Below are 20,535 nucleotides of genomic sequence, written 5' to 3'. Positions count from 1 at the left end.
TATTGTGTATAATTAATAGATTGAATCCCTTAATAGATGTAAAAAGGATAGGATATAATAGTAATGAACTTACCAATAAAAAAGATAAAAACAAAAACGATTGCATCATTAATATTTTTCTCATTTGTTGCCAATCCCGTTCTTGCCGACACTGAATCAAATTACCATAGAGATTTTAGCCATAAAAATATTCCGGGAAATCCAATTCCAGGCGGTCTGACTATTAACAGTGTAAATTACTATGACGGTGACAGTGATGACTTAGTCACAGGCGGAATTGGCTTTACTGCATTAACGCAATCTTATAATGCCCCAACCTTTGCCGATCCAACTAATCCAACCACCCAAGAGCTGAGACAAGCGAAACTCAATCGATTTATTGATGCTAAAACTGCAGAAGGCTCGCTATTTGGTTTCCAACGTGAAAAATTAACGCCACTATTTGACGGTAAAATCGCCGGAAGTGAAATATTAGCGACCTATCATGTCAATGAAAGAGTTGGCATGTTATTACAAATTCCGCTGGATTTTGATAAAAACAATCCATGTATCGTTGCAGTGCCCGCCACCGACTCAGACGGGCTGTATAATGCCAAAGATGTGCAAATCCGTGGGCTTTGGGGATTACGCCATAACTGTGCAGTTGTCTATAACGATAAAGGATTAGGTAATGGTGTTTATGATATTACCACCGGACAAGGCTTTACAGTGGACGGTAAAACCGATAAAGACAATATCTTATTTCAACCCCAAATTAGTAATCATGAAAGTTATATTAAAAACTATCCAAATCGTTACGCAATAAAACAACTTCACTCCAAAATGAACCCGGAACAGCGTTGGGGTGAATATGTTATCAAATCGATTGAATTTGCATTTTATGAACTCAATAATTTATACCCGAGTAAGAAATGGATCTCATTTCATAAAGATAACACCATTGTTTTAGTTTATGCTGCCGGTGACGGAGCGGGCGCCGCATTAAAAGCCGGCGAATTAGATCGCAATAATATTATTAATGGGATTGTCGCTGTCAATCCTCAAATACAACCGTCAATTGATAACAACCAATTAATTATTCAAAAAGGAAATAAAACCAAATCGCTGATGCCAAAATCCTTGATCGATTATAGCACACAAGCAGCGCTATATATTCCTTGTGCCATTTCCGCTATCAAACCAAGTAAATTCGATGATAATGTACCTTATGCATCAAAATACCTCTATTCGCTTAATCGCTGTGAAGCATTAAAAAAAGCCGGTTTACTTAAACAAGGCACGCCGGAAGAAGCGTTGAAACAGCTTGAGCCATACGGATTTACAGCAGATTTAAACTACCAGCTACCCTATTTTTACTATACCGAATCAATCGGCTTTCCTTATCAATATATCAGCGCCTATGGTCGATATGATGTGACTGAAAACATGTGCGATTATTCGGTCGCAAGTACCCAACAAAGCCCAATCATGTATCAAGGCAAAGTTGAAGCGTTACAAGCAATCCCATTTGAACAAATATGGGGTCTGTCCAATGGACATTTGCCGGTTTGGAATGGAGATGATGCCACTATTTTAGATCTGGTGGAAAACAAAGATCTCTTATCACCCCGTCGTGAATTTTATTCCCAAACAGAGACCCAAGGAAAAATTGATTATGGTACCAAAGGAGCAATTTGCTTACGGGAAAAAATAAACGATCCAAGAGTCATCAATGGGCATAAGCAAGTGTTAGCTACGGGTGATTTACGCAATAAAAAAACGATTATTGTGCATGGTGCCAATAATGTTAAACAGTTACCAAATGACACCTCACGGGCATATGTGGCTTTAAATAGTAAGATTGAAGGCCCGGCATCACAACTGCGTTATATTGAAGTTGAAAATGCCGGTTATTTAGACGGTACCGCACCATTTGATAATACATTGCTTGCGATAGATTACTATGGTGAAGATGCCATGGAGTGGTTATGGTCTAACGTGACCTCAGACAATAAAACAGCTTTGCCGGAAAGCCAATTAGTTCGAGCCAAAGCCCGAGGGGGTAATTCTGGCCATGCGCCACAAGCCACATCCAAAAATCTAGTCCCTATTTTACAAACGCCGGACACAAAAGATTTGATCAAAATAGAAAACGGGAAAATAACACTTCCAAATTAAGCGACCATGACATCACGCTTTGCTATCGGTTTTACTCAGCTTTATTGAGCTTAGACCGATAGCATTAAATTTAACTGGCTGACAATAGCTTAACATGGTCACACATTTTCGGATAAAGCTGAAAAAATAGCGAGGCTAATGCGTCGTAGTGTTGACCAATATCGATAATGGTGTCTTGCAGCCTTGCTAATTTTGGTCTTCTTGACGCCATGCCAGTTAATACCTGCGCAACAAAATCGAGCGACGCATAATTTACCAACCATTCCCCTCGCCACATTGCATGCATAAAATGTTGATATTCACTAGGATAGGCACTGATAGAGGGTTGTATCTGCTGTTTAGCATATTGATTAAACTCCGACACACTGATACTAAGCCCATATTTTGCCCAATATTTTGATAAAAAATGGTCCCAGACAATATCCAGAGCAATTGGCGCTACACGCCGATGCGGCGAGCAAAAGAGCTGTTTGGCTTGTTGCACTTCCGGCAAGCTATCAATCAGACTATCAATTTTTCGATGCAGAATAATGCCGTCAGCAATCGTTTTAGGATACGCCAAATAGGGATCACCTTTGACAAAATCGGCAACGGTATTACCAATTAACGAACTATTAGCCAAGGTGGCTAAATGTAAGTGAGCTAAAATATTCATTACGTAAATAACGGATTAATCACGATGTTTAAACTCCCCTTCCGCATAACCTTCTCGCCAATAGCTGATCATATGTATCGCATCCGGTGATAAATCACGATATATATCTTTAAGCGTTTGCCGCATAAGCCGAGCCAAATTGCACTCCATTCCCCCCCAAAAAAACAGATCAGAACTATTGGGGATATTGGCACCTTTTATCGCTTCGATAAACTCATCGGGTTGATGAGAATTAGCCACCAACCAAGTGACTTTAAAATCAGCGCTGAAAGACAAGGGCAAAATATCGCTTTTATCATTCACCGCTAAAAAAGCCTGCACTTTCGCTTGAGCGGGTAAATTTTCCAATGTGTAGCTAATAGCTGGCACGGCTGACACATCACCAATTAAAACTAAATTTTGTTGATGATAAGCAAGTTTACTTGCTGCACCAACAAGACCAATCTGATCCCCCGCTTTAGCCTGCTGAGCCCAAACCGATGCCAGCCCGGTTGGGTGAATGACAAAGTCGATCACTAATTGGTTAGTGACAGCATCATAATGGCGGATACTATAGCTACGGGCAAGTTTGCGGATCTTATCGTTAACAACAATCTTATTATTTTCATCTAGCTTAGGAAAAGTAATCTCACCTGTTGTCGGTTCGGCAAATAGCAATTTGACATGCGGGCAAATCCATAAAGGATCCACTTCCAGCGGTTTTTCACAACGAAAATGGAGTCGTAAATAACTTTTTGATAGCTGTTCAACCTTCAATACCGTTAAAAGCGCATTGACGATAGTCCTTGTAGAAGATTTTGGCATAACGGGCATTCCTTATTTTCAGTTAATCAACTTGATTTAACTATCATACCCCAAATTCATTCGATAAGATGCTATCTTTTTAATCGGAAAATCAGATAAGCCCATTTAACGTTGTAAGCAGTTAAATAGGCTATATCTCATGATAAACATCAATAAGTTAAGGCGCCAAAAGCTTTACACCAATCCTGATCAAATTTGGCGATAGCCGCATCAACAGCGGGATCGGAAATAAACAGCTCAGCGACATCGACCGGCAAAGTAACGCCTTGACAGCCGGCTAACAGACAATCTAACGCTTGTCTTGGTGTTCGGAAACTGGCCGCCAAAACGATTGACTCCGGGCAATGCAAATCCAGCAGTTTTTGCAGTTCCTGCACGGTATCTTTGCTGTTTCCACCCTGTGCATCGATTCGGTTAACGTAAGGAGCAATATATTTTGCCCCAGCTAATGCCGCCAAAAAGCCCTGCCCGGCGCCGTAAACAGCCGTGCCTAATGTTGCAATTCCTTGTTCGCTTAACGCCTTAATTGCTTTTAAACCTTCGGCATTGACCGGAATTTTTGTCACAATATTAGGCACCACTTTTCTGAGCTGCTCTGCTTCTTTTATCATTGCTTTAGCATCACTTGAAAGTACTTGAGCAAACAGTACTTTATCGGTGCCTAACAGATCCTGTAGCTCAGTTAACAGTTCAAAAATTGGCTTACCTGATTTTGCTACAATGCTGGGATTAGTGGTCACCCCTTTTATCGGTAAAATAGCGGCTAAACGTTTAATCGCATCAACATCTGCGGTATCTAAATATAATTCCATGCGTCACTCCTAATTAACATTTTTCTCATTAGTCAATGGATAGTGAGCATGGTAAAAAATAGTGAACTGTTAGCCTAGATGACAATGTTGATCTTTACTGGATTTTTGTACGCTCAATGAAAAATTGCGATCCAGATCACACAATAAATTAAACGGTAAAATAGCGCCAATGAAAATCGTTTTTTATCGTTTTTAATCAAGATAACAAAATTATATAATTGTCATTATTCATTGCTTGATTCATTTACGGTTTAGCCATATGAAGAAAGATATCAATCAAATATTAGCTGATTATGTCAATTGCGCACAGCAGATCAAACATCGCTACTTTGCCAATAAAGCGCAAGCGAAACCTTTACACGCTTACCAAACCGAAGTGCCGAAAATTGAGATCGTATTAGCGGGCAAACTTTTGATACAGTGGGCAGATAATGACGGCAATAGAATTGAAAAAACTTTATCGACTGACGATCTGCTCTATATTACCGCACACAGTTGGTATAAACCGTTAAAGACCAGTGCCTGCACCAGCTTAAGTATTTTGTATGATAAACAACAAATTTGCCTGAGTTTAACCCGTTGGGACGGTAGCGATGCAGTGCCTTATAGCCAAATTACCCTGCCCAGACGAGGCCCTCGCATCGGCACTTTTATCCTGCAATCACTGGCAGAGCTAACCTGGCATAATCAACCGTCTGTACAAAATCAAACCGCCTATTTTCTGATTCAAAGCTTACTGAGCGATACATTAGATTTACTCAATGCCGATGTAAAAACTAGCTCAAAAACAACCAGCTTATTTCAAGCGATTCGAAGCTATATTGATAGCCACTTTCGCGAAGATATCAGCCGTGATGTGCTGGCAAACTTATTTTATATTTCGCCCAACTATCTATCTCACTTATTTCAACGGGAAGGAAAAATGGGATTGAATGAATATCTTAACTATATTCGATTAGAATATGCTAAATCGCTTCTTAAAGAGTATGATCTCAATATAAAAGAGGTCGCTTTAGCATCGGGATTTAAAGACAGTAATTATTTTTGCCGAATTTTCCGAAAACAGACCGAACGCTCACCAACCGAATACCGACGCCAATATCACAGCAAATTATTGCAAAAATAGTCATCTTTTTACCTTCGCTAGTTCGCTACGTTCGCCGGTATCCTACTAAATAGTTAAGCTGGGTTTTACCTTGTTGGTATTGACACTTATCACAATTGTTCAGCAACCAATCGAAGCAATGTTCTTGCTTGAAGTAAGCTAGCAAAGGCGAAAGTAGTTTAGGCAATCAAGTAAGAAGCTTTAAATTGTCGTTGGTTAATCTTGTCAAGAAGTTTCAGAAAACACCCACGTTTTAGCAAAAAAACACCCGCCAACCTAACCGAACAACTTGTTTGAATTAAACTAACAATGGCGAAAGCAGTTTAGGCAATCAAGCAAGAAAATTAACTTGTTGCTGATAAATCTTGTCAAGAAGTTTCAGAAAACACCTATGTTTTAGTATAAAGGATGTCCACCAACCTAAGCAAATAACTTGTTTGAATTGAACTAGCAAAGGTGAAAGCTGTTTAGTCAATCAAGCAAGATAATTAACTTGTTGCAAATAAATCTTGTAAAGAAGTTTCAGAAAACACCCACGTTTTAGCAAAAAATACCCGCCAACCTAAGCTAACAACTTGTTTGAATTAAACTAGCAAAGGCGAAAGCAGTTTAAGCAATCAAGCAAGAAACCTTAAATTGCCGTTGATAAATCTTGTCAAGAAGTTTCAGAAAACACCCACGTTTTAGCAAAAACACCCTCCAACCTAAGCTAACAACTTGTTTGAATTAAACTAACAATGGTGAAAGCAGTTTAAGCAATCAAGCATGAAAATTAAAATTGCTGTTGGTAATTCTTGTCAAGAAGTTTCAGAAAACACCCACGTTTTAGCAAAAAACACCCGCCAACCTAACCGAACAACTTGTTTGAATAAAACTAACAATGGCGAAAGCAGTTTAGGCAATCAAGCAAGAAAATTAACTTGTTGCTGATAAATCTTGTCAAGAAGTTTCAGAAAACACCCACGTTTTAGCAAAAAACACCCGCCAACCTAAGCTAACAACTTGTTTGAATTAAACTAGCAAAGGTGAAAGCTGTTTAGTCAATCAAGCAAGATAATTAACTTGTTGCAAATAAATCTTGCCAAGAAGTTTCAGAAAATACCTGCGTTTTAGCAAAAACACCCTCCAACCTAAGCTAACAACTTGTTTGAATTAAGCCAGCAAAAGCGAAAGCTGTTTAAGCAATCAAGCAAGAAACTTTAAATTATCGTTGGTAAATCCTGCCAAGAAGTTTCAGAAAATATATGTGTTTTAGTATAAAAATAGTGTTTTATGCTGTGAAGCCAATTAAAAGTAATAAATTACATCATGCCTGTATGATTAAATACTTAAACCACTGATAGCCGATTGGCACAATGATAAACAGGTTATATCGATTTTAATGGTGAGTGATTAAACAGCCCATAATTTTACCTATCATTTGATCAACCGGCTCTTTTAGCTCACTGATAACTATTCGATAAATCAATTCGGATTTGTTATAATTTTGCCCTTTTAAGCCAATTGACAATGCCATGAAAAAGCCTATTTACCGCTCCTTGTTACCAATTATGTTATTACTGTTTATGCCATTTGATCTTTATGCGGCACAATTTAATGGCGATAGTTTGTCGTTATTTTGGGGCGTGCCGTTTATTGGTATTTTGTTGTCGATTGCTTTAATGCCACTTTTTTTACCGCAATTATGGCATCACCATTATGGTAAAATTATTTGCGGTTGGACGTTGCTATTTTTAGTTTCCGCACTGTTTTCATTCGGTCTACAATCAACGATTTACTTAACCGCTCATGCCATATTAGAAGAGTATATTCCGTTTATTTTGTTACTGCTGGCACTGTTTACCGTGTCCGGTGGTATTTTAGTTAAAAGCCCGATGAAAAGTACCCCTAAATTCAATGTTGGCTTATTGGCGCTGGGCACTTTGCTAGCGTCGATCATGGGTACAACTGGGGCGGCCATGTTAATGATCCGTCCTTTAATTCGAGCCAATCGAGAGCGCCAATATACCGTTCATACCATTATCTTTTTTATCTTTCTAGTGGCAAACATTGGCGGCGGATTAACGCCATTAGGCGATCCGCCGTTATTTATTGGTTTTTTAAAAGGCGTAAGCTTTAGTTGGACAGTACAACATATGTTACTGCCGGTATGGCTAACTACGGCAATATTATTAGCGATTTATTATATGATTGATCGCCACTATTTTTGCCGGCAATATGGCAAGTTAGCAACAACGATGACCGCTAAAAGCAAAGAGCCAACGAAAGTTTATGGCATAAATAATTTGCTGTTATTAGTGGCGATTATTGCTAATGTATTGGTTTCGGGCATCTGGCAATCGTCTATCAGTTTTACAATTTTAGGTGCCCATATCACACTGTCCAACTTAATACGGGATCTATTCTTTATTGTTATTACCCTTATTTCAATCCGCATCACGCCAAAGCAGGTGCGAGCGGGTAATGAGTTTAATTGGGATCCACTGATTGAAGTGGCAAAATTATTTATCGGCATTTTTATCACTATCGTTCCGATGCTGGCTATTTTACGGGCAGGCAATAACGGCGCTTTAGCTTCACTGGTTTCGCTGGTCAATACGTCACAAGGCGAGCCAATAAATGGGATGTATTTTTGGTTTACCGGGTTGCTTTCCGGCTTTTTAGATAATGCGCCGACTTATTTGGTCTTTTTCAACCTAGCCGGCGGCGATGCACCAATGTTAATGACCACGCTGACAAACACGTTGTTAGCCATATCAATGGGATCAGTATTTATGGGCGCACTAAGCTATATTGGTAATGCCCCTAATTTTATGGTGAAAAACATTGCCAGCCAAAACAACATCGCCATGCCCGGCTTTTTCGGTTATATGAAGTGGTCAGTGGCGATTTTAATACCAGTGTTTATCGTTAATCATCTGATATTTTTTTAATCAGTCGGCATAATGGGTTAGTTTACGGCTATCACAGTTAAGCTAATCCATAGTTACTTGTTGGTGGGATCGAAATGTTAAATCCTTAGGCAACACAATCCTTTTCCGGCTTGCTTTGAATAAGCCCTTAAAATTAATTGTATGCTGCAAATTAAAGCATAAAGCAAGGCCAGTTTGATTATGACCTTGCTGTGTGAATTAATTGGTTAATTTAGTGAGATTTACTTAGAATAGATATTTAAATCGCAATCTTGCACCATAGCGATTATCGCTATCACCGCCTTGCTTTTTATCCCGATCAAGATGTGACCAATAAGTCCCTAGATAAAGATTAAAATTATCCATTTCCATCACATTTGGGATTAAATAAGAGGCGTTGATAGTATGTATTTTATATTTGCCTTTGGTCGATATCCCACTTTTATCTTTATAGTTAGGATTAAACGTTTTAATATCATTCGCGGCAAAAATATAACCCAGACCAATGTTATTCCAAACACCATTTAAGCCTGCGGTAAAATCTTTTTCTTGCTCAGCATCTAAATATGCCAAGCTGGAATTAATCAATAAGCCTTGCGCCGATTGATTAAAATCACCTTCACTGTTCCAGCTAAATGTTAAGCCATAGCCGGTACGTTTAGATTGATCTAACCATTTATCTTTAACTTCATCATAATAACGGTAAGCATTGCTCACAACATTATGCTCAACCGCCGCTGCTGCTGAAATGGTACCATTGTTGTAAGCGATAACCGGTCGTAAATAGACGACGTTTTTTTCTTTACGTAGTTTATAGCCATGGTAGGTACTATCGTTAAACAGCGTTGTACCGTCTTTTACCATTGAATTGATTTGAAAATTGAAATCGCCGAATTGTTTGGCTAACTCTAAAGCACCGCCGGTACTACTGCGCCCTCGTCCCTCTTTCATCATATAGATATAGCCAAATCCATCGCTATAGAGATCATTGGCGGTATTGCCCGAATATTCAATAAACGTATCTTGCCCTAATGGGAACATATCATAAGCTTCAAAGCGTCCGACTTTGATCTGCCAATCTTGTTTATGCCCAAAGAAGAAGCTTGCATCATCTAAATTCACTTTGCCACTTAAGTCAGCCAGTGGCTGAACGGAAAATCCGGCATAAGCATTATTTGCCAGCTCTCGTTTACCGTCTAAACCAATTAAGATTCGACCATTAATATCCCAACGATCGCCGTCTTTCGCATCAAAATCCTTTTTTGCCGTTGTTTTAAGCGAAGTTAATTGATGTTTTTTACTTGCCGCATCAATATTAAACTCAACATCACCATATAATTTTAGTGTGCCTTGCTCTGTCAGCCATTCGATTGCTGCTAAAGTTGATGCGGAATATAAACAACAGACGCCTACCATTATTTTTAACTTCATAGACCTTTCCTTATAGATTACTAAATAACATGTCCAACTATGATTTATCTGCATTAATTTGTCGTCTTGCTTCAAGCTCGTTACAAATTGAGGCATAAATATCATCGAGTTTGTAAAACTTACCGATCCAAAACATTGAGGCGATAATTAAAATTGCCGGGAGGTAGAGATAGCAAAGTTTGATCGCAAACAGTGCGCTTGGGGTTTGTACGGCATTGGCGGTATAGCCACCGGATGAGAGCAAAAAGCCAGTGATAGCGCCAGCACCCGCCATGGCGACTTTGCCTAAAAACCCGTTAATCGAGGTTAAAATGCCCGCAGTGTTAATACCGGTTTTCCATACACCATAATCAACCGGATCAGCTTGCATTGAAAAATAGATTGCTGTTCGTTGTCCGGCGCCAATGGATAACACTACCGCACCGATAATCAAACCGATTTGATTCACATCAAACACAATCATTATGCCCATACCGATAAGGTTGATTGTGCTGGAAAACAGATAGATGTGGCGTTTTTTCATATAGCTTGCTAACAGAGGGACGGTCAAGGTTCCGATTAATGGCACAAAGGTCGAAATACCGGCAATGACAGCAGTTAACTCCGGATTTTGCACATAATAGTTAAAATAGTAAACTAATGCGCTCATTTGCAAAAAGAATGCCCCCCACATCAAAAAGATGTTAAAGGCAAAAATCTTCCATGGTGTATTGTCCTTTAAACCCTGCCAAGCTCGAGCTAAGGTCATGCGCTCTTGTTTTATGGTGATCTTCTCTTCCACGTTTTTAAAACTGACAATTAAAAAGAAAGTGGCAATCACACCAAAGATAATGGCAGTATATAAAAAGCCCTGATTTTGATTACCCTGTCCTAAGCTTTTCACTAATGGAAGTGTCGCCACAGCGACAATGGTTGAGCCTAATGATCCGAGCAGGATTCTTACTGATGAAAGTGTAGTACGTTCTAATGAATCGGCCGTTAAAAATGGCAACATCGCACAAAAAGGAATATTCACAACCGTATAGATAAATGACAGGCACAAATAGGTAATAAAGGCATAAATAAGCTTACCGGTTGTACCAAAATCCGGCACGTAAAAAGCCAATATACATAATAGTCCAAACGGCACGGCACCAATAAGAAGCCATGGACGGCAACGCCCCCAACGGGTTGAGGTGTTATCAATAACCAGCCCCATTAAGACATCGGCTACCCCGTCAACCAGACGGGTAACTAAGAACATAATACCGACATAGTAAGCAGGTAGCTCCATGACATCGGTATAGAAAAACATTAAATAGAGCGATATTAATTGCCAGACTAAATTACAAGAGAGATCGGCAATTCCGTAGCCTATACGTTGTCGCCATAATTTAAATACTGAACTGACCATGTTTGAATCCTTTTATCGATTTAAAGAGAATACTGACGAATAAACCATGCCGGTGTACAACTCCATGCGTGGCAATAACTGTTGATGATTTTGCTACCATAAGGCGAATAGCTTGGATTTTGTGGATCAAAGAGCTCCCAAAATGTATCTGCGCCATAATCAACCATTTTTCCCCAATAGGCTTTGATCTCATCGATTGCTTGCTGTTGCATGCCTGTTTTGAAAAGGGCGGCGATAAAGTGATGACGCAGATATGGGGTATTCATATTAATTGCAGGAGGAGAATTGAGCAGATTGCGCATCAGTGTTTGTTGCAGTGGTAAATCATCAACCTCAGCTAAAATCATCCAAATTTGCGTTGCATAGCTCACTTGACGATCGGCACCGCTGACGTAAAAACCCGATTTATCATCCCATAATGTTCTTGCCGCCTGCTTTAGGTGATCGAGCGTTTGTTGTAGGCTTGCGGTTATCGCCGGTTGTAACTGTTGAGCTAACCGCAGGGCTTTATCAACGCAGTAAATTAACACCCCTTGTGAAGCCCCTTGTTTATTTAACGCTTCATGCCAGTCAATAAACGACCACCAATCATCACTATCAGTCACTAAGCCATGTTTATCACAGCGTTCGAGAGCAATTTCGATCTGTCTTAGCGCAATTGGCCATAGCTCTTTAACGGTCTGTTCATCGTGTGTTTGCAGAAAATAGTTATAAAGCACATCGACATAAAAAAGCGAATAATCATATAGAAAGGTATCATCAGCGATAATATCGGGTTTAACAAAAATATTGGCCGATACCATACCGTCTTCACGGCGATGACTGGCAAACAGATATAAGCATCGGCGCACTAAATCATACTGTTTGAATGTGACATCATTAACCAGCGCTTGCAGCCGTAAATCACCTAACCATAACCGACGATCACGTTTTGGCCCGTCCTCGAACACCTCTTGCATACAGTTATGTAGTGTCAGCACTGAAACCTTATCGATTTTTGCTAACTGCGGGTCGTTACTTTGATAGATAACACAATTATCCGGCGCTGAGCTGACGGTATTTAAGGTGATATCTTGAAATTTAATCTGATATTTTGGCGACAAGGAAACCACCTCAATTTTTAAATATCGGAAGCAATAACGGCGCGTTAGGTCGACCTTGGCCGGTAAAATATCGATATATTCATCATGCTGTTGCAACCAACTTTTGCTTAACCAGCCTTGATATTGGCTAAAAGGTTCAGCCACTTCACACAGCGTTTCACCAAAAGTGAACTTGATATGCGCTGGCGCATCGGGTGGACTGCCAACGCTTTGGCACAAAAACGATAAATAACCCACTGCGTGTTGACCAAAATCAATAATAAAACTCTCACCCGATTGAAAGGCTTTTGTGAAATACTCATGTGCACTGCTCACCACTTTAGCCGACCAACCATAAATAGCGGTAGGGTCTTGAATTAGGGTGATAATGTCTTGCGGGTAAATAGCTTTGTGATGAAGAGTGGGTAATAACTTTTCGGCTTTTGCAATGAAAGATTTATCTTTAACCATAACGACATGATCATTTTTCTGTATCTCTTGTGCCATACATTCCTCCTGTAAATAGAGTTAAAAGTATAGCCATGCCCGAATTAACCCAGCCACCTTGTTAATGCCAGATTGGCAGGATAAATGGCAGCAGCAAAAAGATTAGGTAGAGGAAGTTCACATTTTTGGAATTATTATTTTTTATCTAAAAGTCGATTACTTTATTGTGTTAATAAAAGGATTGAAAATTGCATTTTGCAACCATCAATAACCAGAATAATCGTTTTTAATTTCAAACTGTTGCGATAAATCATCAGCAATATTTTTTATTTACTAATCCGCTAACAGGCTAAGAGCAGGATGATAACCAGCAATGAGGCGATTTAAGCTAAGCGATTGACGGTTAACTAAATTGAATATTTTCAATCATCACTTTTTTAAGATTAATTTAAAATTTAGGACTGACACGATGAATACTTTAAAAATTGCCACCTATTTTAATTCTGAATCTGATAAATTAGCGCTTTATAAAAGTGATCCGGAAGGAAATAGTCTTGAACATAATCATGAATTTGACGAGCTTGTGATAGTCGAACAAGGGCATGGTTTACATGTGATTAATGGCAAACCGCTATTTATTCAACAAGGCGATGTGTTTTTGGTGCGTGGTCATGATTACCATTTTTATGACGATTTAGGTACATTGAAGTTAACCAATGTACTGATTAACCCTAATCGCAATTTTGTGTTTTTAAATAAAATCGAAAATCTCTTAAATCCCATTTCCGCAAGTGATTTAAATTCTTATATCTGGCTTACCCCCACTTTACGCAAAGAATGTAATATGGTGATTGACCAGCTCTTTAATTTAGAAACACCTTTAGCGGTGCGTGAATATCTTTTTTTTAAACTCATCACGATTATCAATCAATCGCAAGGACAAGCACAAAAAAATAATACTCGCTATAAATTGCATCTGCTCCTTAATCATTTACAAGAAAACTGCTTTGATCAATATGATTGGCATGATATTGCTCAACGTTTTCATTTAACGTTACGAACCATGTTTAGGCATATTAAACAAGCTACCGGATTAACGCCGGAAAATTACATCAAACGATTAAGGTTAATGTCAGCAAGATTAAAGATTCGAGAAAGTGATATGACTATTACCGAAATATCATTACTTTGCGGTTTTATTAATAGTACTCACTTTACCACTCTGTATAAAAAGACCTTTGGAATTACGCCGTCAGAAGAGCGGAAATTTAATTAACTTTTATTTATTATGGTTAAATATTGAATGAAGATTAGAATGTATTTGAGTGCTTGTGACAGTTCACCCTGTCACAAGCAATAAATTAGTTATTTAATGGGTATTTTAGCCATGGACTATCTTCAGAAGTGGTCGCTTGTGTGTAAATATCAAACAAGCCCGGAATCGATGCATCATCAGGCTGATACACGGCACGACCCAGCATATAACTTTGACCGAATTGTTTCCAATTGGCAAAATGTTCTTTAACAACAGGTAAGACTGAGTTAATCGCTTGCCATGCTTGTTCTTTGTTGATATAGCCCGCAATATAGCTTGCTCTGGCAATATAAACAATGCGGCCTAAATCCCATGCAATAGCGCCTCGAAGTAAAATTTGGTGCACTTCTTCCTGATTTTCGGCGACTTTGTTTTCAATTAAAATTGCAGATACTTGATCTAACCTTGAGCAATACACCCCAATAATTTCACGATAATCTTCCGGGATTTGGTCATTAATATAACTTTGCCACTGTTCTTTGGGAACATTAAGATAAATTTCTATCGCGTTATTAACAATTTTGTGAAATGACCCAAAAGAGGATAAGCATTCAACTGCGCTTTGAGGAGAAAACACATCCCAAGCTGTACCTAAACGATATTTCTGTTCTGTTTTACCGGAGTTTCGGGCATCACTTTCTAAGCTATCCCAACAAAACATATGCTGTTCAGCAATAATTAGCCCAGCAGATAGCGCATTTTGCTGGTCGATTGTCAGTTGTTCAGGTTTGTTGGTATTTTGAGGAAAGGGTTTGTGTCTTAGGGTTTTAATGAGGATTGTAATGACTCTATTGTATTTTACAAGCAGGACTACCAAAAATATCAGAATAACAATTAAGATTTCCATGTAAACGTCTTCTTTTTTAATATAAGTCAAATAAAGTGGCTAAAAAGTATCATAAATAATAGCCTTCAACAAGATGAAATATGAGTATTTTTTATTCTATAAAAAATTAAGCGGTTTTGTGTTAATTTAGCTATTGCTGATTTGTGTTAACGAAGTGATTTTAAAAATGTGAAGCTTCGCACATTTTTAATAAAAATTCACGTACAGCTATAATTTATAGCCAAAATATTCGGTTAGCTGTCCAAATATTAAAGGTGTGAGTTTGATTTACTTTTTAAAATGGTGGTTGTAAGTTTTAAAAAAAATGAGGTTCGCCATGATACAGAAGTTACTTGATAAAGATTTTTTTTCGTCTAGTGAGCAAAAGATCACTGTTGAACCTCGAGAGCCTCAACCTGTCTACCCTGAGCATACTCACAACTTTAACGAGATTGTCATTGTCACCAACGGCTACGGTAAGCATATTTTGAATGGGCGATTGTTTGATCTCTATCCGGGCATGATGTTTTATATTCATGCAACAGATTGTCATCTGTATGAAAATGTGAACAATTTACATCTCACCAATATTTTATTTCGAGATCCCAGTAGCTTTAATTTTATAAATGGCATTCATCAGTTGATACCACAACATGATCCACTCCACTCGCACTATTTTTTTGATAAGAAGTGTGATCAAAATATTCAATATATTCTTCAGCAATTCAATCATATCAACGATGAGTCGAGTGCTTATCAAGAAAGCCTGTTCTTACAACTGCTCATTCTGTTTAAGCAAAATCAGTATGTTAATCAAGGCAGCGGGTCAAGCGATAATCGGGTTAAGCAACTGCTGCGTTATTTGCAAGTGCATTTTAAAGAGCCAATTGATTGGCTAAAAGTGACGCAGCAGTTTTCGTTATCGTTGCGGTCATTTCATCGCCATGTTAAAAATGAGATAGGTATCACTCCGCAAAAGTATTTAATTAAATTACGTTTAGCCGATGCTTATACTCAACTCATTGATACCGATAAGTCCATAACCACTATTGCACAGGAGTGTGGTTTTAATGATAGCGCTTATTTTTCAACATGTTTTAAACATGAGTTTAATTTTTCACCACAAACGCTACGCAAAGATCCCGATAAGCGTTATCATTAGTGCTGTCATTTTTAGGTCAGGAACAGATTTATGGAGAAGTATTTACGTTTATACAAACAAGACTATTTTATTTCACCGATGAATACTGTTACTGTCGAAAAGCGAGATCATCAACAACCTTTTCCGCTCCATTTTCACGATTTTAATGAAATTGTTATTGTTTGTTCGGGTAATGGTTTACATCATTGGAATGATTATATCTATCCGATTACCAGCGGTGATATTTTGTATATTAATCCAAGTGATATTCACGGTTATGAATCGGTGAATAATTTGAAGTTGATTAATATTTTATATTTAAGGCATCAGCTGTTTTTATCTTCAGCTATTGAGAATTATTTACCTAAACAAACGGCAAAACATACTGAGCGAATATGGCGTATTCATCCTTCTTTTATAAAGCAGGTCTCTCCACTTATTAATCAATTAACTATCGAGTCGCAAAAAAATAACCTAGCATCAATCCACTTATCTGAAGCGCTATTTTTACAGCTGGTTATTTTATTAGATCGTATTAAACAACAGCCTAATGAGCAGTCACCTACGGCGACGCATCAATTAGATATTTTATTTACGGTATTACATAACAGTATTGCCAGTGCGTTTAATTTAGAGATGTTTTGCAAACAATACAATATTGCCGCACGTTCGTTGAGTCGTTTATTTAAAAGTCAAACCGGTATGACCATTAATGAGTATTTGCAAAAATGCCGGTTATGTAAAGCCATGTCTTTACTTCGTAATACCCAGCTTTCAATCAGTATTATCGCTGCTGAGTGCGGTTATAACGATAGTAACTATTTTTCGGCTGTGTTTAAAAAAGAGTTGAAGCAAACACCGTCTATCTATCGGTCTCGATTTCAAGATAAGTTAAAACAGGTTTGATTTATGTCAGCTCTCTTTCATCAATATGAAAGAGAGTTAACTTTATTCGAGGTAAAAAACGCTTGTGAGCGCTTCACTGATCGGGCTATTGTCTGCATTACTCGGCATAATGTCTTGCATAAATGCCCACCATTTTTGACAAGCTTGAGTTTGTGCTACCGCTTGCCAGCGCTCTTCTGATTCGATTTCAACATAAGCAAAAAGTAGGTGGCGTTTACTATCAAGAAAAATTGAGTAGTTGTGCGCACCGTGGTCTTTTAACACTTTAACCAGTTCCGGAAATATTTCATCGTGACGTTTTTTATATTCAGCATGTTTGTCGGGATGAACTTGCATAATTGAGGCTTTTCTTATCATGACAACTCCTTTTTGTTGGATTTTTTTGCAGATGAAACAGACCAATTAATCCGTATCAGTCTGTTTCAAGCGTGCTCATTTGCTAATGGTTATTCATAAATGGCAAGATACAATTTTTCAATGTCCTTTACAGTTGCTTGCCGTGGATTGCCACCGGTGCACACATCATCAAAAGCCGCTTGCGCCAGCGCCGGTATATCTTCCAATTTAACGCCGATCGCTTTTAAAGTGGCGGGGATAGCGACATCTTCATTAAGCTGTTTTACCGCATTAACTGCCGCCACTCTGGCTTGTTCGGTTGTCATGCTGTCCGTGCCGGTAACGCCCATTGCTTTAGCGATATCACGGAATTTATCCGCGGTAAAATCAGCATTGTAAGCCATAATATGGGGTAATAGTACTGCATTTGCTACACCATGTGGTGTGCCATAAAAAGCGCCTAGCGGATGTGCCATACCGTGTACTAAGCCTAATCCAACATTTGAAAAGCCCATACCTGCAATATATTGCCCTAAAGCCATATCTTCGCTCCCTTTAGCGATGCCTTTTACCGAATCACGTAAAGCGCGTGAAATAACTTCAATCGCTTTTAGATGAAACATATCTGACAGCTCCCAAGCACCTTTTGTAATATAACCTTCAATCGCATGAGTTAATGCATCCACGCCGGTTGCCGCTTTTAAGCTTGCGGGCATACTTGCCATCATGTCTGAATCAATAATTGCCACAACGGGTATATCATGCGGATCGACGCAGACAAATTTACGCTTTTTCTCTTCATCGGTGATCACATAGTTAATGGTTACCTCGGCCGCTGTACCGGCGGTTGTCGGTATGGCAATGGTCGGGACGGCAGGCTTTTTGGTTGGCGCGACCCCTTCCAAACTTCGCACATCGGCAAATTCCGGGTTATTGATAATAATACCAATGGCTTTAGCAGTATCTTGCGGTGAACCGCCACCGATAGCAATTAAGTAATCTGCTCCCGATGTTTTAAAAACCTCTACCCCTTTTTGAACAATGCCGATCGTTGGATTTGGTATCACTTCATCAAAAATTTGATAATCAAAGCCGTTGTCATCTAATAATTTGGTGACTTTAGTGGCGACATTGAATTTAATTAAATCTTTATCGGTGACGACAAGCGCTTTTTTAAAACCCCGTTTTTTCACTTCATCAACAATATGGCTGATTGAGCCAGCACCAAAATAAGACGTTTCGTTCAGAATCATGCGATAAGACATAATGTGTTTCCTTTAACTATTTATTTAATTTGCCATGCCTAAACCAACCACGTTGGCGGCAACAATAATCACCAAACAACCCAGACACAATATACGCACAGGTTTACTGCCGGTGCCAAACCACTCTTTTAATACCAATCCAACAATGCCACCACATAGCACATAAAAACTCATGTGTAACATCCAACTCATAAAGCCATAATCAGCCGGGATATTGGCATGTCCCCAAGCATAAAAGAAAAATTGGAAGTACCACATTGCACCGCCCAATATGGCGAACAAGGCATTACTGATTAGTAACGATTTGGCAATAGCGATATCTTTTTTAAAGGAGAGTTCAGGTTGGTAGCAAAGGCGTATAATGCAAAAGCCCAGATTAATAATTGCACCACCGCCCATGATGATGACATAACTAGGTAAGGCGACATAAAGATGATCAACCCCCAGTTCAGCAGCTTTGTTATGCATAGGGACAGCGGCGCTCATGGCAAATGACATGCCGGCAGAAAAAATCCCACACATCACAGCAAGTAACAGCCCTTTTTTCAAGTTAAAATCGGCAACTTGTACCCCAAGCGTTTTCTCTTTTAGTAATCCGGCATAAGTGACAATCGCAACGCCAATAACAGCAATAACAACGCCAAGCAGGGTCATTTTACCGCCGATTGAGGCAATGAGTTCACCAAATTGACCTTGTATAATCGGCGTCATCAGTGTGCCAACAATCAAGGTAATGCCAATTGCAATACCTATGCCCATAGACATACCTAAATAACGCATGGTTAGCCCATAACCGATATTACCAACGCCCCACATAGCGCCGAATAAAAACACCGGAAGTAAAGTATCAAAACCGAATGAGCCGTAGTATCCCAAAAAATCCGGGAGCAAATAATAGCTAATCGACCAAGGAAGGATGATCCAAGAAAAGATACCGGCGATAGACCACATCGTTTCCCAAGACCAATTTTTGACTTTTTTTAGTGGAGCGTAAAAACAGGCGGCAGAAGCGGCACCGATAAAGTGCCAAAAAATGCCTAAAATAATTGAACTACTCATATCTGTATCCTTATATTTATTAAAAGATAATGACATCTATCTTTTGATAAAACAGCTTTTTTACTGCAACGCCTCCTGCATTGGTTTGACATCAAACCTTTGTGCCAATAACTTAAATTGTTCAGTAGTGATAGTTTGGCGTTTGCCGCCCATTGATAAGACTTTGACCAGTATTTGAGCAGACTTTTCAGCGGTATCTATCAGACCAAAGGCTTCATCTAATGTAGCGCCGGTGCCAAAGACGCCATGAAATGCCCATAACACAAGCGTGTGTTTCGCCATTTGTTCGGCAGTTGCGTAGCCGATTTCGTCTTTGCCGGGCACCATCCATGGAACCACGCCTACACCGTCGGGAAAGACAACTAAACATTCCGTACTCATTTCCCATAACAAGCGAGTAATCACCGCTGTATCAAGCTCAAGCACATAAGTTAAAGCAATAAGATTGGTTGCATGACAATGCATAATTACCCGATCTTTACCCTGACTGTGTTCAATACGCACGATATGTGATTGCAAGTGAGCCGCTAGCTCTGAGGTAGGTAATCCACCATTTACCAGTCCCCACATGATGTAATAACCTTTGCCCTGCTCGTCAATTTTGACCACCGCCAACGTGTCGGCAGGATCTAAAATGACATTACGAAAGAATTTACCCGATCCGGTGACAATAAAATATTGGTTAGCTAATTTGCTCACATCTTGCGTTAATGATTCATGGCGAGGATTAGCATAAAAGTCGTTTTGGAATGAAATAATGTCACTTTCTAATAATCTTAAACTGACATTACCGCCGTTACGTTCATCCCAACCTTTTAGCCACATATCATAAGTCGCTTTTACCATTGCTTGGACAAACCAAGAAGATTGAATCTGTTGCATTGTTTTC

Annotated in this window: 19 protein-coding genes; 7 read left to right on the top strand and 12 right to left on the bottom strand. The window is 39.0% G+C overall.

Annotated features, from left to right (window positions below):
* Positions 1–63 precede the first annotated feature (63 nt).
* The gene (locus tag J3U37_RS03615; protein WP_267373396.1) at positions 64–2,157 is read left to right on the top strand and encodes a 3-hydroxybutyrate oligomer hydrolase family protein; all 2,094 of its coding nucleotides are present in this window, start codon (positions 64–66) and stop codon (positions 2,155–2,157) included.
* A gap of 70 nt (positions 2,158–2,227) precedes the next feature.
* Here the strand turns inward: J3U37_RS03615 and J3U37_RS03610 are convergent, their stop codons facing one another.
* The 3 genes from J3U37_RS03610 to fsa form a co-directional block, all read right to left on the bottom strand.
* Positions 2,228–2,812 (bottom strand): ACP phosphodiesterase, encoded by a 585-nt coding sequence (locus J3U37_RS03610; protein ID WP_267373395.1) that lies wholly within the window; start codon positions 2,810–2,812, stop codon positions 2,228–2,230.
* A gap of 15 nt (positions 2,813–2,827) precedes the next feature.
* Complete coding sequence (locus J3U37_RS03605; protein ID WP_267328754.1) at positions 2,828–3,616, bottom strand: siderophore-interacting protein; 789 nt, start codon at positions 3,614–3,616, stop codon at positions 2,828–2,830.
* A 149-nt stretch (positions 3,617–3,765) separates the two neighbouring features.
* Positions 3,766–4,428 (bottom strand): fructose-6-phosphate aldolase, encoded by a 663-nt coding sequence (gene fsa, locus J3U37_RS03600; protein ID WP_267335880.1) that lies wholly within the window; start codon positions 4,426–4,428, stop codon positions 3,766–3,768.
* 259 nt (positions 4,429–4,687) lie between these two features.
* Here fsa and J3U37_RS03595 point away from each other — a divergent pair, with 259 nt between their 5' ends.
* Together J3U37_RS03595 and J3U37_RS03590 are read left to right on the top strand one after the other, a co-directional pair.
* Positions 4,688–5,554: a helix-turn-helix domain-containing protein gene (locus J3U37_RS03595; RefSeq protein ID WP_220219274.1), complete on the top strand. Its 867-nt coding sequence runs from the start codon at positions 4,688–4,690 to the stop codon at positions 5,552–5,554.
* Between the two features lie 744 nt (positions 5,555–6,298).
* On the top strand, positions 6,299–6,463 hold the full coding sequence (locus tag J3U37_RS03590) for a hypothetical protein (RefSeq protein WP_267373394.1): 165 nt from the start codon (positions 6,299–6,301) through the stop codon (positions 6,461–6,463).
* A gap of 448 nt (positions 6,464–6,911) precedes the next feature.
* Here J3U37_RS03590 and J3U37_RS03585 read toward each other — a convergent pair whose 3' ends face one another.
* Positions 6,912–7,049: a hypothetical protein gene (locus J3U37_RS03585; protein ID WP_267373393.1), complete on the bottom strand. Its 138-nt coding sequence runs from the start codon at positions 7,047–7,049 to the stop codon at positions 6,912–6,914.
* Here J3U37_RS03585 and J3U37_RS03580 point away from each other — a divergent pair.
* Entirely contained in the window at positions 7,048–8,466 is a 1,419-nt protein-coding gene (locus J3U37_RS03580) for a sodium:proton antiporter (protein WP_220219272.1), read from the top strand. The two genes, J3U37_RS03585 and J3U37_RS03580, sit on opposite strands and share 2 nt — an antisense overlap.
* Positions 8,467–8,691: 225 nt before the next feature.
* Here the strand turns inward: J3U37_RS03580 and J3U37_RS03575 are convergent, their stop codons facing one another.
* From J3U37_RS03575 to J3U37_RS03565, 3 genes are read right to left on the bottom strand one after another with little or no spacing between them, the layout of a single operon-like run.
* Positions 8,692–9,876 carry a carbohydrate porin gene (locus J3U37_RS03575; protein ID WP_267373392.1) on the bottom strand — a complete coding sequence of 395 codons (1,185 nt, stop codon included), beginning with the start codon at positions 9,874–9,876 and terminating at the stop codon, positions 8,692–8,694.
* Positions 9,877–9,913: 37 nt separating this feature from the next.
* Positions 9,914–11,269 carry an MFS transporter gene (locus J3U37_RS03570; protein WP_267373391.1) on the bottom strand — a complete coding sequence of 452 codons (1,356 nt, stop codon included), beginning with the start codon at positions 11,267–11,269 and terminating at the stop codon, positions 9,914–9,916.
* Positions 11,270–11,289: 20 nt separating this feature from the next.
* Positions 11,290–12,858: a hypothetical protein gene (locus J3U37_RS03565; protein ID WP_267373390.1), complete on the bottom strand. Its 1,569-nt coding sequence runs from the start codon at positions 12,856–12,858 to the stop codon at positions 11,290–11,292.
* A gap of 409 nt (positions 12,859–13,267) precedes the next feature.
* Here J3U37_RS03565 and J3U37_RS03560 point away from each other — a divergent pair, with 409 nt between their 5' ends.
* Positions 13,268–14,074 (top strand): helix-turn-helix domain-containing protein, encoded by an 807-nt coding sequence (locus J3U37_RS03560; protein ID WP_220219268.1) that lies wholly within the window; start codon positions 13,268–13,270, stop codon positions 14,072–14,074.
* Between the two features lie 85 nt (positions 14,075–14,159).
* Here the strand turns inward: J3U37_RS03560 and J3U37_RS03555 are convergent, their stop codons facing one another.
* Complete coding sequence (locus tag J3U37_RS03555; protein ID WP_220219267.1) at positions 14,160–14,960, bottom strand: DUF1266 domain-containing protein; 801 nt, start codon at positions 14,958–14,960, stop codon at positions 14,160–14,162.
* A 316-nt stretch (positions 14,961–15,276) separates the two neighbouring features.
* Here J3U37_RS03555 and rhaS point away from each other — a divergent pair, with 316 nt between their 5' ends.
* Positions 15,277–16,101, top strand: coding sequence for an HTH-type transcriptional activator RhaS (rhaS, locus tag J3U37_RS03550; protein ID WP_220219266.1), 825 nt, complete (start codon positions 15,277–15,279; stop codon positions 16,099–16,101).
* Positions 16,102–16,131: 30 nt separating this feature from the next.
* Positions 16,132–16,986, top strand: coding sequence for a helix-turn-helix domain-containing protein (locus J3U37_RS03545; RefSeq protein WP_267373389.1), 855 nt, complete (start codon positions 16,132–16,134; stop codon positions 16,984–16,986).
* Between the two features lie 42 nt (positions 16,987–17,028).
* Here J3U37_RS03545 and rhaM read toward each other — a convergent pair whose 3' ends face one another.
* From rhaM to rhaD, 4 genes are all read right to left on the bottom strand, one after another.
* Positions 17,029–17,343, bottom strand: coding sequence for an L-rhamnose mutarotase (gene rhaM, locus J3U37_RS03540; protein WP_267328746.1), 315 nt, complete (start codon positions 17,341–17,343; stop codon positions 17,029–17,031).
* 89 nt (positions 17,344–17,432) lie between these two features.
* Entirely contained in the window at positions 17,433–18,587 is a 1,155-nt protein-coding gene (gene fucO / locus J3U37_RS03535) for a lactaldehyde reductase (protein ID WP_267373388.1), read from the bottom strand.
* 24 nt (positions 18,588–18,611) lie between these two features.
* The gene (rhaT, locus tag J3U37_RS03530; RefSeq protein ID WP_267373387.1) at positions 18,612–19,646 is read right to left on the bottom strand and encodes an L-rhamnose/proton symporter RhaT; all 1,035 of its coding nucleotides are present in this window, start codon (positions 19,644–19,646) and stop codon (positions 18,612–18,614) included.
* A 60-nt stretch (positions 19,647–19,706) separates the two neighbouring features.
* The gene (rhaD, locus tag J3U37_RS03525; protein ID WP_220219261.1) at positions 19,707–20,528 is read right to left on the bottom strand and encodes a rhamnulose-1-phosphate aldolase; all 822 of its coding nucleotides are present in this window, start codon (positions 20,526–20,528) and stop codon (positions 19,707–19,709) included.
* Positions 20,529–20,535: the final 7 nt, after the last annotated feature.

Source organism: Gilliamella sp. B3172 (assembly GCF_026536465.1).
Taxonomy (GTDB): Bacteria; Pseudomonadota; Gammaproteobacteria; order Enterobacterales; family Orbaceae; genus Gilliamella.
The sequence above is the reverse complement of the archived record's forward strand: the minus strand, read 5'-3'. Positions and strand labels throughout refer to the sequence as shown.

What these genes read in the sequence shown, in the direction of transcription:
- J3U37_RS03560 (WP_220219268.1), top strand. Translation starts at nt 13,268, where the DNA reads ATGAATACTTTAAAAATTGCCACCTATTTTAATTCTGAATCTGATAAA.
- J3U37_RS03610 (WP_267373395.1), bottom strand. Translation starts at nt 2,812, where the DNA reads ATGAATATTTTAGCTCACTTACATTTAGCCACCTTGGCTAATAGTTCG.
- fucO (WP_267373388.1), bottom strand. Translation starts at nt 18,587, where the DNA reads ATGTCTTATCGCATGATTCTGAACGAAACGTCTTATTTTGGTGCTGGC.
- rhaM (WP_267328746.1), bottom strand. Translation starts at nt 17,343, where the DNA reads ATGATAAGAAAAGCCTCAATTATGCAAGTTCATCCCGACAAACATGCT.
- J3U37_RS03580 (WP_220219272.1), top strand. Translation starts at nt 7,048, where the DNA reads ATGAAAAAGCCTATTTACCGCTCCTTGTTACCAATTATGTTATTACTG.
- rhaT (WP_267373387.1), bottom strand. Translation starts at nt 19,646, where the DNA reads ATGAGTAGTTCAATTATTTTAGGCATTTTTTGGCACTTTATCGGTGCC.
- J3U37_RS03555 (WP_220219267.1), bottom strand. Translation starts at nt 14,960, where the DNA reads ATGGAAATCTTAATTGTTATTCTGATATTTTTGGTAGTCCTGCTTGTA.
- J3U37_RS03565 (WP_267373390.1), bottom strand. Translation starts at nt 12,858, where the DNA reads ATGGCACAAGAGATACAGAAAAATGATCATGTCGTTATGGTTAAAGAT.
- J3U37_RS03585 (WP_267373393.1), bottom strand. Translation starts at nt 7,049, where the DNA reads ATGGCATTGTCAATTGGCTTAAAAGGGCAAAATTATAACAAATCCGAA.
- J3U37_RS03590 (WP_267373394.1), top strand. Translation starts at nt 6,299, where the DNA reads ATGAAAATTAAAATTGCTGTTGGTAATTCTTGTCAAGAAGTTTCAGAA.
- rhaS (WP_220219266.1), top strand. Translation starts at nt 15,277, where the DNA reads ATGATACAGAAGTTACTTGATAAAGATTTTTTTTCGTCTAGTGAGCAA.
- J3U37_RS03615 (WP_267373396.1), top strand. Translation starts at nt 64, where the DNA reads ATGAACTTACCAATAAAAAAGATAAAAACAAAAACGATTGCATCATTA.
- J3U37_RS03570 (WP_267373391.1), bottom strand. Translation starts at nt 11,269, where the DNA reads ATGGTCAGTTCAGTATTTAAATTATGGCGACAACGTATAGGCTACGGA.
- J3U37_RS03545 (WP_267373389.1), top strand. Translation starts at nt 16,132, where the DNA reads ATGGAGAAGTATTTACGTTTATACAAACAAGACTATTTTATTTCACCG.
- J3U37_RS03605 (WP_267328754.1), bottom strand. Translation starts at nt 3,616, where the DNA reads ATGCCAAAATCTTCTACAAGGACTATCGTCAATGCGCTTTTAACGGTA.
- rhaD (WP_220219261.1), bottom strand. Translation starts at nt 20,528, where the DNA reads ATGCAACAGATTCAATCTTCTTGGTTTGTCCAAGCAATGGTAAAAGCG.
- J3U37_RS03595 (WP_220219274.1), top strand. Translation starts at nt 4,688, where the DNA reads ATGAAGAAAGATATCAATCAAATATTAGCTGATTATGTCAATTGCGCA.
- fsa (WP_267335880.1), bottom strand. Translation starts at nt 4,428, where the DNA reads ATGGAATTATATTTAGATACCGCAGATGTTGATGCGATTAAACGTTTA.
- J3U37_RS03575 (WP_267373392.1), bottom strand. Translation starts at nt 9,876, where the DNA reads ATGAAGTTAAAAATAATGGTAGGCGTCTGTTGTTTATATTCCGCATCA.